The sequence below is a fragment of the Streptococcus sp. LQJ-218 genome (assembly GCF_003428885.1).
Classification (GTDB): domain Bacteria; phylum Bacillota; class Bacilli; order Lactobacillales; family Streptococcaceae; genus Streptococcus.
In genome coordinates this window covers 290,185-305,906 of the sequence record NZ_QQRU01000001.1, presented here as the reverse complement: position 1 = coordinate 305,906, position 15,722 = coordinate 290,185, and the positions used below count along the sequence as shown (strand labels likewise).

The window sequence follows — 15,722 nt, the reverse complement described above, 5'->3', positions numbered from 1 at the left end:
CAGTCTGAAAAATAGGATGAACCTGCTTCAGATTGTCCTCAATGAGTCCGAAAAATTTCTCAGGGTCTTTGTTCTGAAAGTGAAAAAGTAAGAGTTGATAGATCTGATAGTGGTGTTTCAAGTCTTCTGAATAGCTTAAAATCTTGTCAAGAATTTCTTTATTTGTTAAGTGCATGCGAAAAGTAGGGCGATAAAAACGTTTATCACTCAATTTACGACTATCCTGTTGGATGATTTTCCAGTAGTGCTTGATAGCCTTGTATTCATGAGATTTTCGCTCAAACTGATTCATGATTTGGACACGCACACGACTCATAGCACGGCTAAGATGTTGGAGTAAAACAGTCCAGTGGACTGTTTTAGCCTGAGTTTAGAAATAGAATAACGAAGGGTGAAAGCGGTCAAGAACGATTTTAGCACATGGGAGTGAAACAGTCTGGGAGACTGTTTCAGCCTGAGCCTAGAAATTCGAAAGCGAAGCTGTTTAGCTAAGTCATAGTAGGGACTAAACATATCCATCGTAATGATCTTCACTCGACATCGGATGGTTCTATCATATTTAAGAAAGTGATTTCGAATGATAGCTTGTGTTCTACCTTCAAGAACAGTAATGATATTGAGCTTATCAAAATCTTGCGCAATGAAACTCATCTTTCCCTTAGTGAAGGCATACTCGTCCCATGACATAATTTCAGGAAGACGAGAAAGATCATGCTTAAAGTGAAAATCATTGAGCTTACGAATAACAGTTGAAGTTGAAATGGACAGCTGATGAGCAATATCAGTCATAGAAGTCTTTTCAATTAGCTTTTGAGCAATCTTTTGGTTGATGATACGAGGGATTTGGTGATTCTTCTTGACGAGAGAAGTCTCAGCGACCATCATTTTTGAGCAACGATAGCACCTAAAACGGCGTTTTCAAAGGAGAATTCTAGTAAGCATGCCAGTCGTTTCGAGCTATTGATGATATCTATAATTTGGATATTTGGGCCTTTAATATCAAGTAGTTTTGTGAAAAAATGTAATTGTTCCATATGATTCTTTCTAATGATGGTTTGGTTGCTTTTCATTATAGATCTTATGGGATTTTTTTCTACACAAAATAGGCTCCATAATATCTATAGAGGATTTACCCACTACAAATATTATAGAGCCGGAAATCCGTGTCGTAGTTGGGTCTTTTAGAATAAGTTGGTCAATAGCTTTGAAGGTTTCATCGCGCTCTAAACCTAGCTGGATGTCATTGCGTTCTGAAAGGGTAAGGTGTTTATGTTTTGTCATAGTAGACCTCATTTCTAACTCAAACGTCTCACACTTAATTCCACCATAAAAATCCGTTTTAGACTAATTTCCACTTTGGTCAGGCAAGTGGAAGTTACTTTGAGAAGTTACCGCACCTGTGTAAATGAAGCTAAAGAATTTTGTCTGTTGACAAAAGTCATTCTCTTTAGTAGAATAGAAGATGCGATGAGTCGATAGGTAGTCTTCGGACTACTATTGAGCATAAGGAGGTCATAACGCAGGAGCGGACCTTGATGAGTTGTGTGAACCTGCTCATCACATGAAGATGCCTCTTAGTCCCTAGTCTAGCGACTGGGGATTTTTATTTTCCAAAAATTGATGAAAAAGCTTTGCAATTCATGGAAAAAGTAGTATAATACATCTATTATAGAAATTTTTAGAAAATTCCGAAAGAGGTTATTTATGGGATATACAGTTGCTGTAGTCGGCGCGACAGGTGCTGTCGGAGCTCAGATGATAAAAATGTTGGAAGAATCAACACTTCCAATCGATAAAATTCGTTACCTTGCTTCTGTACGTTCAGCAGGCAAGATTTTGAAATTTAAAGATCAAGATATTACGATTGAAGAAGCGACTGAGACAGCTTTTGAAGGAGTTGATATCGCTCTCTTTTCAGCAGGCGGTTCTACATCAGCTAAGTATGCACCATACGCAGTAAAAGCTGGCGCGGTAGTAGTAGATAATACTTCTTACTTCCGTCAAAATCCAGATGTTCCTTTGGTTGTTCCAGAGGTCAATGCTCATGCACTTGATGCCCACAACGGGATTATTGCCTGCCCTAACTGTTCAACAATCCAAATGATGGTAGCTCTTGAGCCGGTCCGCCAAAAATGGGGCTTGGACCGTATCATTGTTTCAACTTACCAAGCCGTTTCAGGTGCTGGTATGGGAGCGATTCTTGAGACACAACGTGAACTTCGTGAAGTCTTGAATGATGGTGTAACTCCACGTGATTTACATGCCGAAATCTTGCCTTCAGGTGGGGACAAGAAACATTATCCTATCGCCTTCAATGCTCTTCCACAAATCGATGTCTTCACAGATAATGATTACACTTATGAAGAGATGAAGATGACTAAGGAAACTAAGAAAATTATGGAAGATGATAGCATTGCGGTATCTGCAACATGTGTCCGTATTCCAGTCTTGTCAGCTCACTCTGAGTCTGTTTACATTGAAACAAAAGAAGTGGCTCCAATCGAAGAAGTCAAGGCAGCTATCGCAGCCTTCCCAGGTGCCGTTCTTGAAGATGATGTAGCTCATCAAATTTATCCTCAAGCCATCAACGCAGTGGGTTCGCGTGATACCTTTGTTGGTCGTATCCGTAAAGACTTGGATGCAGAAAAAGGAATTCACATGTGGGTTGTTTCAGATAACCTTCTCAAAGGTGCTGCTTGGAACTCAGTTCAGATTGCTGAAACTCTGCACGAACGTGGATTGGTTCGTCCAACAGCTGAATTGAAATTTGAATTAAAATAGCCATATCGTTTAGGAGTTCAAATGAACTCCTTCTTTGAAATTGAGAGGTGTTTCTCATGTCTTATCAAGTTTTAAAAGAGTGTAAAATCATCACGGCCTTCATTACCCCTTTCCACGAGGATGGTTCTATTAACTTTGAAGCTATTCCAGCCTTGATTGAGCATTTATTGGTCCATCATACGGACGGAATTCTTCTTGCGGGAACGACTGCTGAAAGTCCAACCTTGACCCACGATGAAGAGTTGGAACTCTTTGCGGCAGTTCAAAAGGTTGTCAATGGACGAGTTCCTTTGATTGCGGGTGTTGGTACCAATGATACGCGTGACTCTATTGAGTTTGTCAAAGAAGTCGCAGACTTTGGTGGTTTTGCAGCTGGTCTTGCTATTGTTCCTTACTACAACAAACCTTCTCAAGAAGGAATGTATCAGCACTTTAAAGCCATCGCAGATGCTTCTGACCTACCAATTATTATCTATAACATTCCAGGGCGTGTGGTTGTCGAATTGACTCCAGAAACCATGCTTCGCTTGGCTGACCATCCAAATATCATCGGTGTTAAAGAATGTACCAGCTTGGCAAATATGGCTTACTTGATTGAGCATAAGCCAGAAGAGTTCTTGGTCTATACTGGTGAGGATGGTGATGCTTTTCATGCCATGAATCTTGGTGCGGACGGGGTTATTTCTGTTGCCTCTCATACAAATGGGGATGAAATGCACGAGATGTTTACTGCCATTGCAGAAAGCGATATGAAGAAAGCTGCAGCAATTCAGCGCAAGTTCATTCCTAAGGTCAATGCACTCTTCTCTTATCCAAGTCCTGCTCCAGTCAAGGCCGTTCTGAACTATATGGGATTTGAAGCTGGCCCAACTCGTCTACCTCTAGTTCCAGCAGCAGAAGAAGATGCCAAACGCATTATCAAGGTTGTTGTAGATGGGGACTACGAAGCGACTAAAGCAACCGTAACAGGTGTCTTAAGACCAGATTACTAATAATGACAATAAAATCCATGACCGCAATAACGAGCATGGATTTTTCTTATTTTCCTAAACAGAATTGGCTAAAGAGTTGGGTAATGAGTTCATCAGGAGCAGCATCTCCAGTGATTTCTCCAAGGATTTCCCATGTACGAGTCAAATCAACTTGAAGCAAATCAACTGGCATTCCCAGCTCAAGACCTTGGTTAACAGCTTGTAGGCTTTCAACTGCTTTTTCAATCAGGGAAATGTGACGGGCGTTAGACAAGTAAGTAGCGTCTTGCTCAACCAAACCAGCATTTTCAAAGAAGAGATTGTTGATTCTCTCTTCAATCTTATCGATATTTTGGTTTTTAAGAACTGAAATACGGATAACATCTTCAGGTAGTTCCGAAGTTTCAATCGCTTCAGGTAGGTCAGTTTTATTGAGTAGAATAATGCGATTCGTATCCTGGCTAATTTCAAGAAGTTGTTGGTCTTGAGCAGTTAGAGGTTCACTGGCGTTTAAGACAAGTAAAACCAGATCAGCTTCCTTGAGGGCCTTTTTGGAGCGCTCGACACCGATTTGTTCCACTATGTCATCTGTTTCGCGGATACCAGCTGTGTCAATCAATTTTAGAGGAACGCCGTTGATGTTGACGTATTCTTCGATGACATCTCGAGTAGTTCCTGCAATATCAGTTACAATGGCTTTATCTTCGCGCAAGAGGTTATTAAGAAGGCTAGACTTCCCAACGTTGGGGCGTCCGATGATAGCTGTTGAAATTCCTTCACGGAGAATCTTCCCACGACGTGCCGTTTTTAAGAGATTAGTTAGCAATTGCTCAAACTCCATAGTCTTCTCTCGGACAACAGCAGTAGTGGCTTCTTCAACATCGTCGTATTCAGGATAGTCGATATTAACCTCTACTTGTGCTAGTGTATTGAGGATTTCCTGACGAGTATTATTGATAAGATCAGAAAGGGAACCATCTAGTTGTTTGACTGCAATATTCATAGCCTTGTCTGTCTTAGCACGGATGATGTCCATGACCGCCTCGGCCTGAGTCAAATCCACACGACCATTGAGGAAGGCACGTTTGGTAAATTCACCAGGCTCTGCCAGCCGAGCTCCTTCACGGATAGCTAGCTGGAGAATCTCATTGGTCACCGCAATCCCACCGTGGGTGTTAATCTCGATAATATCCTCACGAGTGAAGGTCTTTGGAGATTTCATAGCCCCAATCATAACCTCGTCCATGACCTTACCAGTTTGAGGGTCAACAATGTGGCCGTAGTTAAGAGTGTGGCTAGCAACCTTGCTCAAGTCCTTACCTTTAAAGATTTTCTGCGCAATGGCAAAACTATCTGTTCCGCTCAAGCGGACAATACCAATAGCCCCTTCACCTAGTGGAGTAGAAATAGCAGCGATGGTATCAAATTCACGTGTAATCATATCAATTCCTTTATAGTTTATTTGTTTGTATAGACTAATATCTCTTCAAATTGTAACAAATTTTAGTATTTTCTTCAATGAATCTTACTTATAAAGAAAAGCCTAAGCAGATTGCTTAAGCTTTACTTAGTGCGCATTTCGCCTTGTGGGAAATAGCTTCCTTCTGGCATGTCGTTGATGATGACATGGACAGCAGATTGAGGAGCTCCAGTGTTACGGACAACAGCTTCCGTAACTTCCTTGGCTAGGGCTTTCTTTTGTTCTAACGTGCGTCCTTCAAATAAGTCGATGCGTACAAATGGCATAATTGCGTCCTCCACTAGTTATTTGATTTCTTCTATTTTACCACATTTTGCCGTTTAAAGCTTTGAGAAAATATGGTATACTAGAATGTAGCAAAAATTTAGAAATGGACGTGAAATAGAAGCATGGCACAGTTGTATTATCGTTATGGGACCATGAACTCAGGAAAGACGATTGAGATTCTCAAGGTGGCCTATAACTACGAGGAGCAAGGAAAAGGTGTTGTGATTATGACCTCAGCTCTGGATACACGTGACGGTATTGGCTATGTTTCAAGTCGAATTGGGATGAAACGACCAGCAGTTGCTATTAAGGAAACAACGGATATCTTTGGATTTATCCGAGATTTACCTGAAATGCCTTACTGTGTACTTGTCGATGAAGCCCAGTTTTTAAAGCGTCACCATGTTTACGACCTAGCTCGTGTTGTGGATGAGTTAGATATACCTGTTATGGCATTCGGTTTAAAAAATGATTTTCGCAATGAATTATTCGAAGGTTCAAAATATCTTTTGCTCTTAGCGGATAAGATTGACGAAATCAAGACCATTTGCCAGTATTGCAAGAAAAAAGCGACTATGGTCTTGCGTACACAAGATGGACTGCCCGTTTATGATGGTGAGCAGATCCAGATTGGTGGCAATGAAACCTATATTTCGGTTTGCCGTAAACATTATTTTGCCCCTGAAATCAATAAGGAGAATGAAGAAAAATGAACATCTATGATCAACTACAAGCTGTAGAAGACCGTTATGAAGAGTTGGGAGAATTGCTGAGTGACCCGGATGTCGTTTCAGACACCAATCGCTTCATGGAATTGTCAAAAGAAGAAGCTTCAACTCGTGACACCGTAACGGCCTACCGTGAATATAAGCAAGTTCTTCAAAACATCGTTGATGCTGAAGAAATGATTAAGGAATCAGGTGGAGATGCGGACTTGGAAGAAATGGCCAAGCAAGAACTCAAAGATGCCAAGGCTGAAAAAGAAGAATACGAAGAAAAACTGAAAATCTTACTCCTTCCAAAGGATCCAAATGATGATAAGAACATCATCCTTGAAATCCGTGGCGCCGCTGGTGGAGATGAGGCGGCACTTTTCGCCGGAGACCTTCTAACTATGTACCAAAAGTATGCGGAAGCCCAAGGTTGGCGCTTTGAAGTCATGGAAGCTTCTATGAACGGTGTCGGCGGTTTCAAAGAAGTGGTTGCCATGGTGTCGGGTCAATCTGTTTATTCTAAACTCAAGTATGAGTCAGGTGCTCACCGTGTGCAACGTGTCCCTGTGACAGAAAGCCAAGGTCGCGTACATACTTCGACAGCGACAGTTCTTGTCATGCCTGAAGTGGAAGAAGTAGAGTACGATATTGATCCAAAAGACCTTCGTGTTGACATCTACCACGCATCTGGAGCTGGTGGACAGAACGTCAACAAAGTTGCGACTGCCGTTCGTATCGTTCACTTGCCAACCAATATCAAGGTTGAAATGCAGGAAGAACGTACCCAGCAGAAAAACCGTGAAAAAGCTATGAAGATTATCCGTGCGCGTGTTGCTGACCATTTTGCTCAGATTGCTCAAGATGAACAAGACGCTGAGCGTAAATCAACAATCGGTACTGGTGACCGTTCAGAACGAATCCGTACTTATAACTTCCCACAAAACCGTGTTACAGACCACCGTATTGGCTTGACCCTCCAAAAACTAGATACCATCTTGTCTGGTAAATTGGATGAAGTTGTAGACGCTTTGGTACTTTACGACCAAACACAAAAATTAGAAGAATTAAACAAATAATGAAATTAGCTCAATTATTTTCAGATTTTGAAGAAGAGTTGATAAGACAAGGAGAGGAAGCTGAAAGCCTCTCTTTTGTCTATCGTAGCTTGAAAAATATTTCTTTTACTGACTTCGTCTTTGCCCTTCAGCAGGAAGTGACAAAAGAGGAAGAATTATTTGTAGAGGAAATTTACACGAAACTGGCAAATCATAAACCTGCCCAATACATCATTGGTCATGCAGATTTCTTTGGAATGCAGCTAAAAGTGGATGAGCGTGTTTTGATTCCTCGTCCAGAGACTGAGGAGTTAATTGAGCTTATCCTGGCTGAAAATCCTGAGACGAATCTTTCAGTTCTGGATATTGGAACAGGTAGTGGAGCCATTGCTCTCGCTTTAGCAAAAAACAGACCAAATTGGCCACTGACAGCAGCGGATATTTCCCGAGATGCTTTAGATGTAGCTAGCGAAAATGCTAAAAATCAAAATCTTCAACTATTTTTAAAAAAATCTGACTGTTTTACAGAAATTTCTGAAAAATATGATATAATTGTTTCCAATCCACCCTATATCTCTCGTGAAGATGCGTCAGAAGTCGGCTTGAATGTTTTGCATTCGGAGCCTCATCTAGCTCTCTTTGCAGATGAGGCTGGTCTAGCTATTTACCGTAGAATTGCGGAAGATGTAAAAGACTATCTCAAAGATGGTGGTAAGATTTACCTTGAAATTGGATACAAGCAAGGTCAAAGTGTTCCTGAACTTTTTAGGAAATATCTTCCTAAAAAACGTGTAAGAATACTTAAGGACCAATTCGGTCAAGATAGGATGGTCGTGGTTGATGATGGACAAGATTAGACAAGAGTTGGAAAATGGCGGAGCTGTCGTTCTGCCTACAGAGACAGTTTACGGACTTTTTGCAAAAGCATTGGATGAAAAGGCTGTTGACCATGTTTACCGGCTCAAACGTCGTCCTAGAGATAAGGCACTCAATCTCAATATCGCCTCTCTAGAGGACATCTTGCACTTTTCTAAGAATCAGCCAGCTTATCTACCAAAACTTATCGAGAATTTTTTACCAGGTCCCTTGACCATTATTCTCGAAGCTAATGACCGAGTTCCCTATTGGGTCAATTCTGGTCTTGCAACTGTTGGATTTCGGATGCCTAGTCATCCCATTACCCTTGATTTGATTCGAGAGACAGGTCCCTTAATTGGGCCGTCTGCTAATATCTCAGGTCAGGCAAGTGGAATAACCTTTGAACAAATTCTGAAGGATTTTGACCAAGAGGTTTTGGGTTTGGAAGACGATTCTTTTCTAACTGGACAAGATTCGACGATTTTGGACTTGTCTAGAGATAAGGTGAAAATCTTACGCCAAGGGGCCATTAAACGAGAAGATATTCTTGCTCGGTTGCCAGAGATTTCTTTTGAGGAGAAATAAAATGTTAAGAGATTTAAGAGAAACTGATGTGAAAGCCATTTGTGAAATTAACCAAGAGGCTTTGGGCTATTCTTTTAGTCCAGAGGACACAGCTAGTCAACTAGCTAGACTGTCTCAGAATTCCCATCACTTCCTACTTGGCTACGAGGATACAGCCAGTCATGTCCTGCTTGGATATGTTCATGCTGAAGTTTATGAATCTCTCTATTCCAAGGCAGGATTTAATATCTTAGCCTTAGCAGTTTTACCTCAAGCACAAGGGCAAGGTATTGGTAAAAGCTTACTGCAAGGGTTGGAGCAAGAAGCAAAAAGACGTGGTTATGGGTTTATTCGCTTAAACTCTGCCGATCATCGTCTGGGAGCTCATGCATTTTATGAAAAAGTTGGTTATACTTGTGATAAAATGCAGAAACGGTTTATTCGCATCTTTTAGTTTCTTTTCTTATTGTAAAAACAAACTAAAGACCTGTCACACTATAAAGGAGAAGACCTATGATTTTTGACAAAGATGATTTTAAAGCATATGATGCAGATCTTTGGAATGCCATTGCCAAAGAAGAGGAACGCCAACAAAACAACATTGAGTTGATCGCTTCAGAAAATGTGGTTTCTAAGGCTGTTATGGCAGCTCAAGGGTCTATCTTGACGAATAAATACGCCGAAGGCTACCCAGGACGCCGTTATTATGGTGGGACTGATGTAGTAGATGTGATAGAAACTCTAGCTATTGAACGTGCAAAGGAAATTTTTGGCGCAAAATTTGCCAATGTTCAACCACACTCAGGAAGCCAAGCCAACTGTGCTGCCTACATGGCCTTGATTGAGCCAGGTGATACCGTTATGGGGATGGATTTGGCTGCAGGTGGACACTTGACTCATGGGGCTCCTGTTAGCTTCTCAGGTCAAACCTACAACTTTGTTTCTTATAGTGTAGATCCTGAAACGGAAATCTTGGACTTTGATGCTGTCTTGAAACAAGCCCAAGAAGTAAAACCTAAACTCATCGTAGCTGGTGCGTCAGCCTATTCTCAAATTATTGACTTTTCTAAATTCCGTGAAATTGCGGACGCTGTTGGGGCTAAACTTATGGTAGATATGGCTCATATCGCTGGTTTGGTTGCTGCTGGTCTTCACCCAAGCCCAGTACCATACGCTCATATCACTACAACAACGACCCACAAAACCCTTCGTGGCCCACGTGGTGGTTTGATTTTGACCAATGACGAAGAACTTGCCAAGAAAATCAATTCAGCTATCTTCCCAGGTATCCAAGGTGGACCTTTGGAGCACGTTATCGCTGCTAAAGCTGTGTCTTTCAAAGAAGTTTTGGATCCAGCCTTCAAGGAATATGCTACCAATGTCATCAAGAACAGCAAGGCTATGGCAGATGTCTTCTTGCAAGATCCTGATTTCCGTATCATTTCTGGCGGAACTGAAAACCATCTCTTCCTTGTTGATGTAACCAAAGTTGTAGAAAATGGAAAGGTTGCTCAAAACCTGCTGGATGAGGTCAATATTACCTTAAATAAAAACTCAATCCCTTACGAAACCTTGTCACCATTCAAGACAAGTGGTATTCGTATCGGAGCAGCAGCAATAACTGCACGTGGATTTGGTGAAGAAGAAAGTCGCAAAGTGGCTGAACTGATCATTAAAACCCTTAAGAATGCAGAAAATGAGGCTGTCTTAGAAGAAGTGAGAAGTGCAGTCAAAGAATTGACAGATGCCTTCCCATTGTATGAGGACTAATACTTTTATGGACATTTATATTAAGAAAGCCATTATTCACCAGTTCAGTCCGGATGATACCGAGCTGTTTCTAGCGGATAGGTTTCTCAATATCACTCCAAAAATCGAAGAATATCTACGCAAAAAAATTGAACGTGTGTATTCAGATGAAGCCAAGACTGGGATTTTCGAAGAAGAAAATCCCTTCTTCAATCACATCACAGACGATTTGTTGGAGACTTCAGTAACACTAGCTAATCTCTGGAAAGAGGAGTTCAGCATTTCTGAAAACCTCAAAACCAATGACTTGATTTTTGTGCAATTTTCGAAAGAAGGTGTAGAACATTTCGCTTTCTTGCGAATTGCCCTGCGAGAGACCTTGACCCACCTCGGTGGAGAAGTTGATAATCCAATCAAGCTGACTCAGAATAACCTGCCTGGATTTGGAACGGGTGCTGACGAGGCCTTGGTGGTCAATCTTCAGAGTCGCAAGTACCACCTGATCGAGAAACGAATCAAGTACAACGGGACTTTTTTGAACTATTTTTCAGATAATCTTCTTGCTGTCGCTCCCAAGATTTCTCCTAAGAAATCGATCAAAGAACTTGAAAAAACGGCTCAGAGAATTGCTGAGACTTTTAACACAGATGATTTTCAATTTCAATCTAAGGTCAAATCAGCGATTTTCAATAATCTAGAAGAAAGTAATGAATTGTCACCTGAAAAATTGGCTAACGACCTTTTTGACAACAATCTGACGGCTCGTTTGAGCTTTATTGACCAAGTGAAAGAAGCAGTACCAGAACCAGTTCAATTTGATGAAATTGATGCCAGTCGTCAGCTTAAAAAATTTGAAAACCAAAAACTTTCCTTGTCAAATGGAATAGAGCTCATTGTACCTAACAACGTCTATCAAGACGCTGAGTCTGTTGAGTTTATCCAAAATGACAATGGAACCTACTCTATCTTAATCAAAAATATCGAGGATATCCAAAGTAAATAATGTTTAAACGAATTCGAAGAGTGCTTGTACTAGCAGTCTTCCTTTTTGCTGGATATAAAGCTTACCGCGTTCACCAAGATGTCAAGCAAGTCATGACCTACCAGCCCATGGTGCGAGAAATCTTGAGTGAAAAAGACACCCCAGCAAACGAAGAGCTTGTGCTCGCTATGATTTATACCGAAACCAAAGGAAAAGAAGGCGATGTTATGCAGTCTAGTGAGTCTGCTAGTGGCTCTACCAACACCATCAATGATAATGCCTCTAGCATTCGGCAAGGCGTTCAAACTCTGACAGACAATCTCTATCTGGCCCAGAAGCAGGGTGTAGATGTTTGGACGGCTGTTCAAGCCTATAATTTTGGACCTGCCTATATCGATTTTATCGCCCAAAATGGTAAGGAAAACACCCTATCACTGGCTAAACAGTACTCTCGTGATACTGTTGCTCCCTTGCTTGGCAATACCACTGGAAAGACTTATAGTTATATTCACCCTATTTCCATTTTTCATGGAGCCGAACTCTATGTAAATGGAGGAAACTATTATTATTCTAGACAGGTTCAACTCAACCTTTACATCATCAAATGTTTCACACTCTTTTCAACATCTGGCTAGTCCAGGTGTTTTTGTTATAAGTTTTCTTTAAGATAGATATATTACTCTAGAAAGGTAAAGGAGGAAAATCCCTATGAGAAAGAAACTCTTTCTGACTAGTGCTGCGGTCTTGTGGGCAGTAACAGCTATGAGTAGCGTCCATGCAGCAACAGATGTGCAAAAAGTTATCGATGAAACCTATGTTCAACCTGAATATGTCCTAGGTTCTTCATTGTCTGAAGACCAAAAAAATCAAACCCTAAAAAAACTAGGCTACAATGCCTCAACAGACACCAAAGAACTCAAGACGATGACACCTGATGTCTATTCTAAGATTATGAATGTGGCCAATGACTCCAGCTTACAATTGTATTCATCAGCCAAGATTCAAAAGCTAGGTGACAAATCGCCACTTGAGGTCAAGATTGAAACACCAGAGAATATCACTAAGGTAACGCAGGATATGTACCGCAATGCGGCCGTAACTTTGGGTGTGGAACACGCCAAAATCACTGTAGCAGCACCTATTCCAGTTACAGGTGAAAGTGCCTTAGCCGGGATTTACTATTCGCTAGAGGCTAATGGAGCCAAGGTGCCACAAGCCAACAAAGATTTGGCTCAAGAAGAGTTGAAGGCTCTGTCCGATATCAATGCTGAAAATAAGGACAAGTCAGGCTATGATGCGAACAAATTAAATGTTGCCCTAGCTGATATCAAGTCAGGACTTGCCAAAGCTAAAGAAAGCAAGGAAAATCTGACGGAGGAAGATATCCGTAAAATCGTTGAAGATACCTTAAAAAATTACAAACTTGATCAGGTTATAACAGGAAACCAGATCAATATCATCATCAATTTTGCTTTGAATCTCTCAAAGAGTGATATCCTCAGCAATGCAGACTTCACTAAAACCCTAAATGACCTTAAACAAAGTATCGTATCACAAGCTGGCGACAGTTTTAAAAATATCAATCTTAACTTTGATGCGGATAAGGCGCTAGAGGACGGCGGGAACTTCTTAAGCTCCCTCTGGCAAGCCATTGTCAACTTCTTCAAGAGTTTTGGTTCTTAAGAAATTTCATGGTATAATAGATGGTAACCGTAACGTTGCCGTCTTTTTTGTCGGCCAATAGAAAGAGAATAGAATGTTAAAGAAAAATGATATTGTAGAAGTTGAAATTGTTGACTTGACCCATGAAGGGGCAGGAGTTGCCAAGGTGGATGGTTTGGTCTTTTTTGTAGAAAATGCTTTACCGAGTGAAAAAATCCTCATGCGAGTCCTCAAAGTAAACAAAAGAATTGGCTTTGGGAAAGTGGAAGAATACCTTGTCCAGTCACCACACCGTAATCAAGATCTAGATTTGGCTTACCTACGTTCAGGAATTGCTGATTTAGGACACCTTGCTTATCCAGAACAGCTTAAGTTTAAAACCAAGCAAGTCAAGGACAGTCTTTACAAGATTGCTGGAATTGCAGATGTAGAGGTTGCTGAAACTTTGGGTATGGAAGACCCAATCAAGTACCGCAACAAGGCACAGGTCCCTGTTCGTCGAGTAAATGGTGTTTTGGAAACTGGCTTTTTCCGTAAGAATTCCCATGACCTCATGCCACTTGAAGATTTCTTTATCCAAGATCCTGTGATTGATGAGGTAGTTGTAGCCCTACGCGACTTGCTTCGACGTTATGATTTAAAACCTTATGATGAAAAGGAACAAGCTGGCTTGATTCGGAATCTTGTGGTGCGTCGCGGACACTATTCAGGTCAAATTATGGTTATTTTGGTGACAACTCGTCCCAAAGTTTTTCGTGTGGAACAATTGATTGAACAACTCATCAAGCAGTTCCCAGAGATTGTGTCTATTATGCAAAATATCAACGACCAAAATACCAATGCGATTTTTGGTAAGGAGTGGCGCACCCTTTATGGACAAGACTATATTACCGACCAGATGTTGGGAAATGACTACTAAATCGCTGGACCAGCCTTTTACCAAGTTAATACTGAAATGGCTGAAAAACTCTATCAGACAGCCATTGATTTTGCTGAATTAAGAGCAGATGACGTGGTCATTGATGCCTATTCTGGTATCGGGACGATTGGTCTCTCTGTTGCGAAACACGTCAAAGAAGTCTATGGTGTTGAAGTGATTCCAGAAGCGGTTGAGAATAGTAAAAAGAATGCCCAACTCAACAATATTTCAAACGCCCACTATGTCTGTGATACAGCTGAAAATGCTATGAAAACTTGGCTTAAAGATGGGATTCAACCAAGTCTTATCCTAGTGGACCCACCAAGAAAAGGACTCACAGAAAGCTTTATCAAGGCAAGCGCTCAAACAGGAGCAGACCGCATCGCCTATATCTCATGCAATGTCGCTACCATGGCGCGTGATATTAAACTCTACCAAGAATTGGGCTATGAATTGAAGAAAATACAGCCGGTGGATCTATTTCCTCAGACGCATCACGTGGAGTGTGTAGTGTTGCTACAACGAACAAGAGGGTGAAAATCCTTGATTTTAAGCTATTTTACAAGCATTTTGTATTTGTAGATAAAGGCAATTTTGACGTCAAAAAAGTTCTAAAAAGGCACATAGATGTATATGTATTTGTAGATGTCGTTTGCGTATCGGAAAAATGAATACAACAATAAATATTTATCTAAAGAGAGAACAATTGTATATTGTTCTCTTTTTTTATTATCAGGAGGAAAAATGACAAAAGAATTACAATCATCACGCTATATTGTCATTTCATTTTTAGTACGTGAAATGGGAATTGACATTGTTGAAGCCATCTCTCTTATGGCTGAATTAGAAAAAAGTGGCTTGGTTCGATTGGAGTCAAGTGGAGATTTAATACTCAAAGAACTTGGAGGAGCGTTATGAAACGAATTACCGCAAATCAATACCAAACTTCAGAACGGTATTATAAATTACCTAAAATTCTTTTTGAGGATGAGAAATATATGGATATGAAACTAGAAGTAAAGGTGGCTTATTCTATTTTAAAAGATCGTTTAGAATTATCTCTTAGTCGTGGTTGGATAGATGAAGAAGGGGCGGTTTATTTAGTATTTTCTAATTCTAAACTGATGAGGCTGTTAGGTTGTTCGAAGTCAAAATTACTGTCCATCAAAAAAACTCTTAAAGAATATGACCTAATTGATGAAGTCCAACAGTCTTCAAGTGAGAAAGGGAGGCTAGCTAATAAGATTTATTTAGGGGAGTTGTCTTCTACCCCAGTAGCTAGTCCGAACAGGCCTAGTGTTAAAAAAAGACTAGGCCTGTATGAAAATGAAACGGCCCCCGTCTCTTATTCAGCCCCTAGTGAGACTGAAGTTAGTGAGACTAAATTTAGTGAGACTGAATCTTTATTTATTGAGGATGAGGAGGATAGGAATTCTCAACCTATTTTGAGAAGAAAAGTAGAAAAGGTCACAAAATATGATAGAGATTATATTTGGGGATTGGTGCAAGATCAATTTAGACGAGAGGGTTTTTCTGAAACAGCCAGTGAAATTGCTATGACTGATTTTGAGAGAATCTATCAGTATGCTCTTGACAATGTTCGCTTTGTTAGACGAGCGGAAGTACTTGCTGAATTTGTGTTTAACGGCTTGTATTCTGTTTGGAATAACCGTGTTAGAAAAGGAGGTGGTTAAATGTCGCCAATCGAGTGGATATTAGTT

The 15,722-nt window shown here is 40.7% G+C and carries 15 protein-coding genes and 3 pseudogenes; 14 read left to right on the top strand and 4 right to left on the bottom strand.

What is annotated here, in order from left to right:
- Together D2908_RS09900 and D2908_RS01605 are read right to left on the bottom strand one after the other, a co-directional pair.
- Positions 1 to 1,034, bottom strand: a pseudogene (locus tag D2908_RS09900) (transposase); the annotation flags it as partial.
- 133 nt (positions 1,035 to 1,167) lie between these two features.
- Positions 1,168 to 1,281, bottom strand: a pseudogene (locus D2908_RS01605) (helix-turn-helix domain-containing protein); the annotation flags it as partial.
- A 423-nt stretch (positions 1,282 to 1,704) separates the two neighbouring features.
- Between D2908_RS01605 and D2908_RS01600 the strand changes: the two are divergent.
- On the top strand, positions 1,705 to 2,781 hold the full coding sequence (locus D2908_RS01600; RefSeq protein WP_117304335.1) for an aspartate-semialdehyde dehydrogenase: 1,077 nt from the start codon (positions 1,705 to 1,707) through the stop codon (positions 2,779 to 2,781).
- 56 nt (positions 2,782 to 2,837) lie between these two features.
- On the top strand, positions 2,838 to 3,773 hold the full coding sequence (gene dapA / locus D2908_RS01595) for a 4-hydroxy-tetrahydrodipicolinate synthase (RefSeq protein ID WP_117304332.1): 936 nt from the start codon (positions 2,838 to 2,840) through the stop codon (positions 3,771 to 3,773).
- A gap of 46 nt (positions 3,774 to 3,819) precedes the next feature.
- On the opposite strand, the gene mnmE is transcribed toward dapA, so the two are convergent.
- Positions 3,820 to 5,193 (bottom strand): tRNA uridine-5-carboxymethylaminomethyl(34) synthesis GTPase MnmE, encoded by a 1,374-nt coding sequence (gene mnmE, locus D2908_RS01590; protein ID WP_117304330.1) that lies wholly within the window; start codon positions 5,191 to 5,193, stop codon positions 3,820 to 3,822.
- A 122-nt stretch (positions 5,194 to 5,315) separates the two neighbouring features.
- Entirely contained in the window at positions 5,316 to 5,498 is a 183-nt protein-coding gene (locus D2908_RS01585) for a 4-oxalocrotonate tautomerase (RefSeq protein WP_117304328.1), read from the bottom strand.
- Between the two features lie 123 nt (positions 5,499 to 5,621).
- Here D2908_RS01585 and D2908_RS01580 point away from each other — a divergent pair, with 123 nt between their 5' ends.
- The 12 genes and pseudogenes from D2908_RS01580 to D2908_RS01525 all read left to right on the top strand — a co-directional run bounded on the left by D2908_RS01580 (position 5,622) and on the right by D2908_RS01525 (position 15,695).
- A complete protein-coding gene (locus D2908_RS01580; RefSeq protein WP_117304326.1) occupies positions 5,622 to 6,212 on the top strand; it encodes a thymidine kinase in 591 nt (196 codons plus the stop codon).
- Positions 6,209 to 7,288 carry a peptide chain release factor 1 gene (gene prfA / locus D2908_RS01575; RefSeq protein ID WP_117304324.1) on the top strand — a complete coding sequence of 360 codons (1,080 nt, stop codon included), beginning with the start codon at positions 6,209 to 6,211 and terminating at the stop codon, positions 7,286 to 7,288. The genes D2908_RS01580 and prfA overlap by 4 nt, the downstream gene beginning before the upstream one ends.
- Positions 7,288 to 8,124: a peptide chain release factor N(5)-glutamine methyltransferase gene (prmC, locus tag D2908_RS01570; RefSeq protein WP_117304322.1), complete on the top strand. Its 837-nt coding sequence runs from the start codon at positions 7,288 to 7,290 to the stop codon at positions 8,122 to 8,124. The genes prfA and prmC overlap by 1 nt, the downstream gene beginning before the upstream one ends.
- On the top strand, positions 8,108 to 8,710 hold the full coding sequence (locus tag D2908_RS01565; RefSeq protein ID WP_117304320.1) for an L-threonylcarbamoyladenylate synthase: 603 nt from the start codon (positions 8,108 to 8,110) through the stop codon (positions 8,708 to 8,710). Before prmC ends, D2908_RS01565 begins: the two co-directional genes overlap by 17 nt.
- Before the next feature lies 1 nt (position 8,711).
- Complete coding sequence (locus D2908_RS01560) at positions 8,712 to 9,143, top strand: GNAT family N-acetyltransferase (protein ID WP_117304316.1); 432 nt, start codon at positions 8,712 to 8,714, stop codon at positions 9,141 to 9,143.
- Positions 9,144 to 9,202: 59 nt separating this feature from the next.
- Entirely contained in the window at positions 9,203 to 10,459 is a 1,257-nt protein-coding gene (gene glyA, locus D2908_RS01555) for a serine hydroxymethyltransferase (RefSeq protein ID WP_117304314.1), read from the top strand.
- Between the two features lie 7 nt (positions 10,460 to 10,466).
- A complete protein-coding gene (locus D2908_RS01550; RefSeq protein WP_165847409.1) occupies positions 10,467 to 11,441 on the top strand; it encodes a nucleoid-associated protein in 975 nt (324 codons plus the stop codon).
- The gene (gene pmp23 / locus D2908_RS01545; RefSeq protein ID WP_117304310.1) at positions 11,441 to 12,055 is read left to right on the top strand and encodes a cell wall hydrolase Pmp23; all 615 of its coding nucleotides are present in this window, start codon (positions 11,441 to 11,443) and stop codon (positions 12,053 to 12,055) included. Before D2908_RS01550 ends, pmp23 begins: the two co-directional genes overlap by 1 nt.
- 73 nt (positions 12,056 to 12,128) lie before the next feature.
- A complete protein-coding gene (locus D2908_RS01540; RefSeq protein WP_117304308.1) occupies positions 12,129 to 13,103 on the top strand; it encodes a DUF1002 domain-containing protein in 975 nt (324 codons plus the stop codon).
- 73 nt (positions 13,104 to 13,176) lie between these two features.
- A pseudogene (gene rlmD / locus D2908_RS01535) lies at positions 13,177 to 14,538 on the top strand (23S rRNA (uracil(1939)-C(5))-methyltransferase RlmD).
- Positions 14,539 to 14,745: 207 nt separating this feature from the next.
- Positions 14,746 to 14,919: a hypothetical protein gene (locus D2908_RS01530; protein ID WP_000159607.1), complete on the top strand. Its 174-nt coding sequence runs from the start codon at positions 14,746 to 14,748 to the stop codon at positions 14,917 to 14,919.
- Positions 14,916 to 15,695, top strand: coding sequence for a replication initiator protein A (locus D2908_RS01525; protein ID WP_061370806.1), 780 nt, complete (start codon positions 14,916 to 14,918; stop codon positions 15,693 to 15,695). Before D2908_RS01530 ends, D2908_RS01525 begins: the two co-directional genes overlap by 4 nt.
- The last annotated feature ends 27 nt before the right edge of the window (positions 15,696 to 15,722 follow it).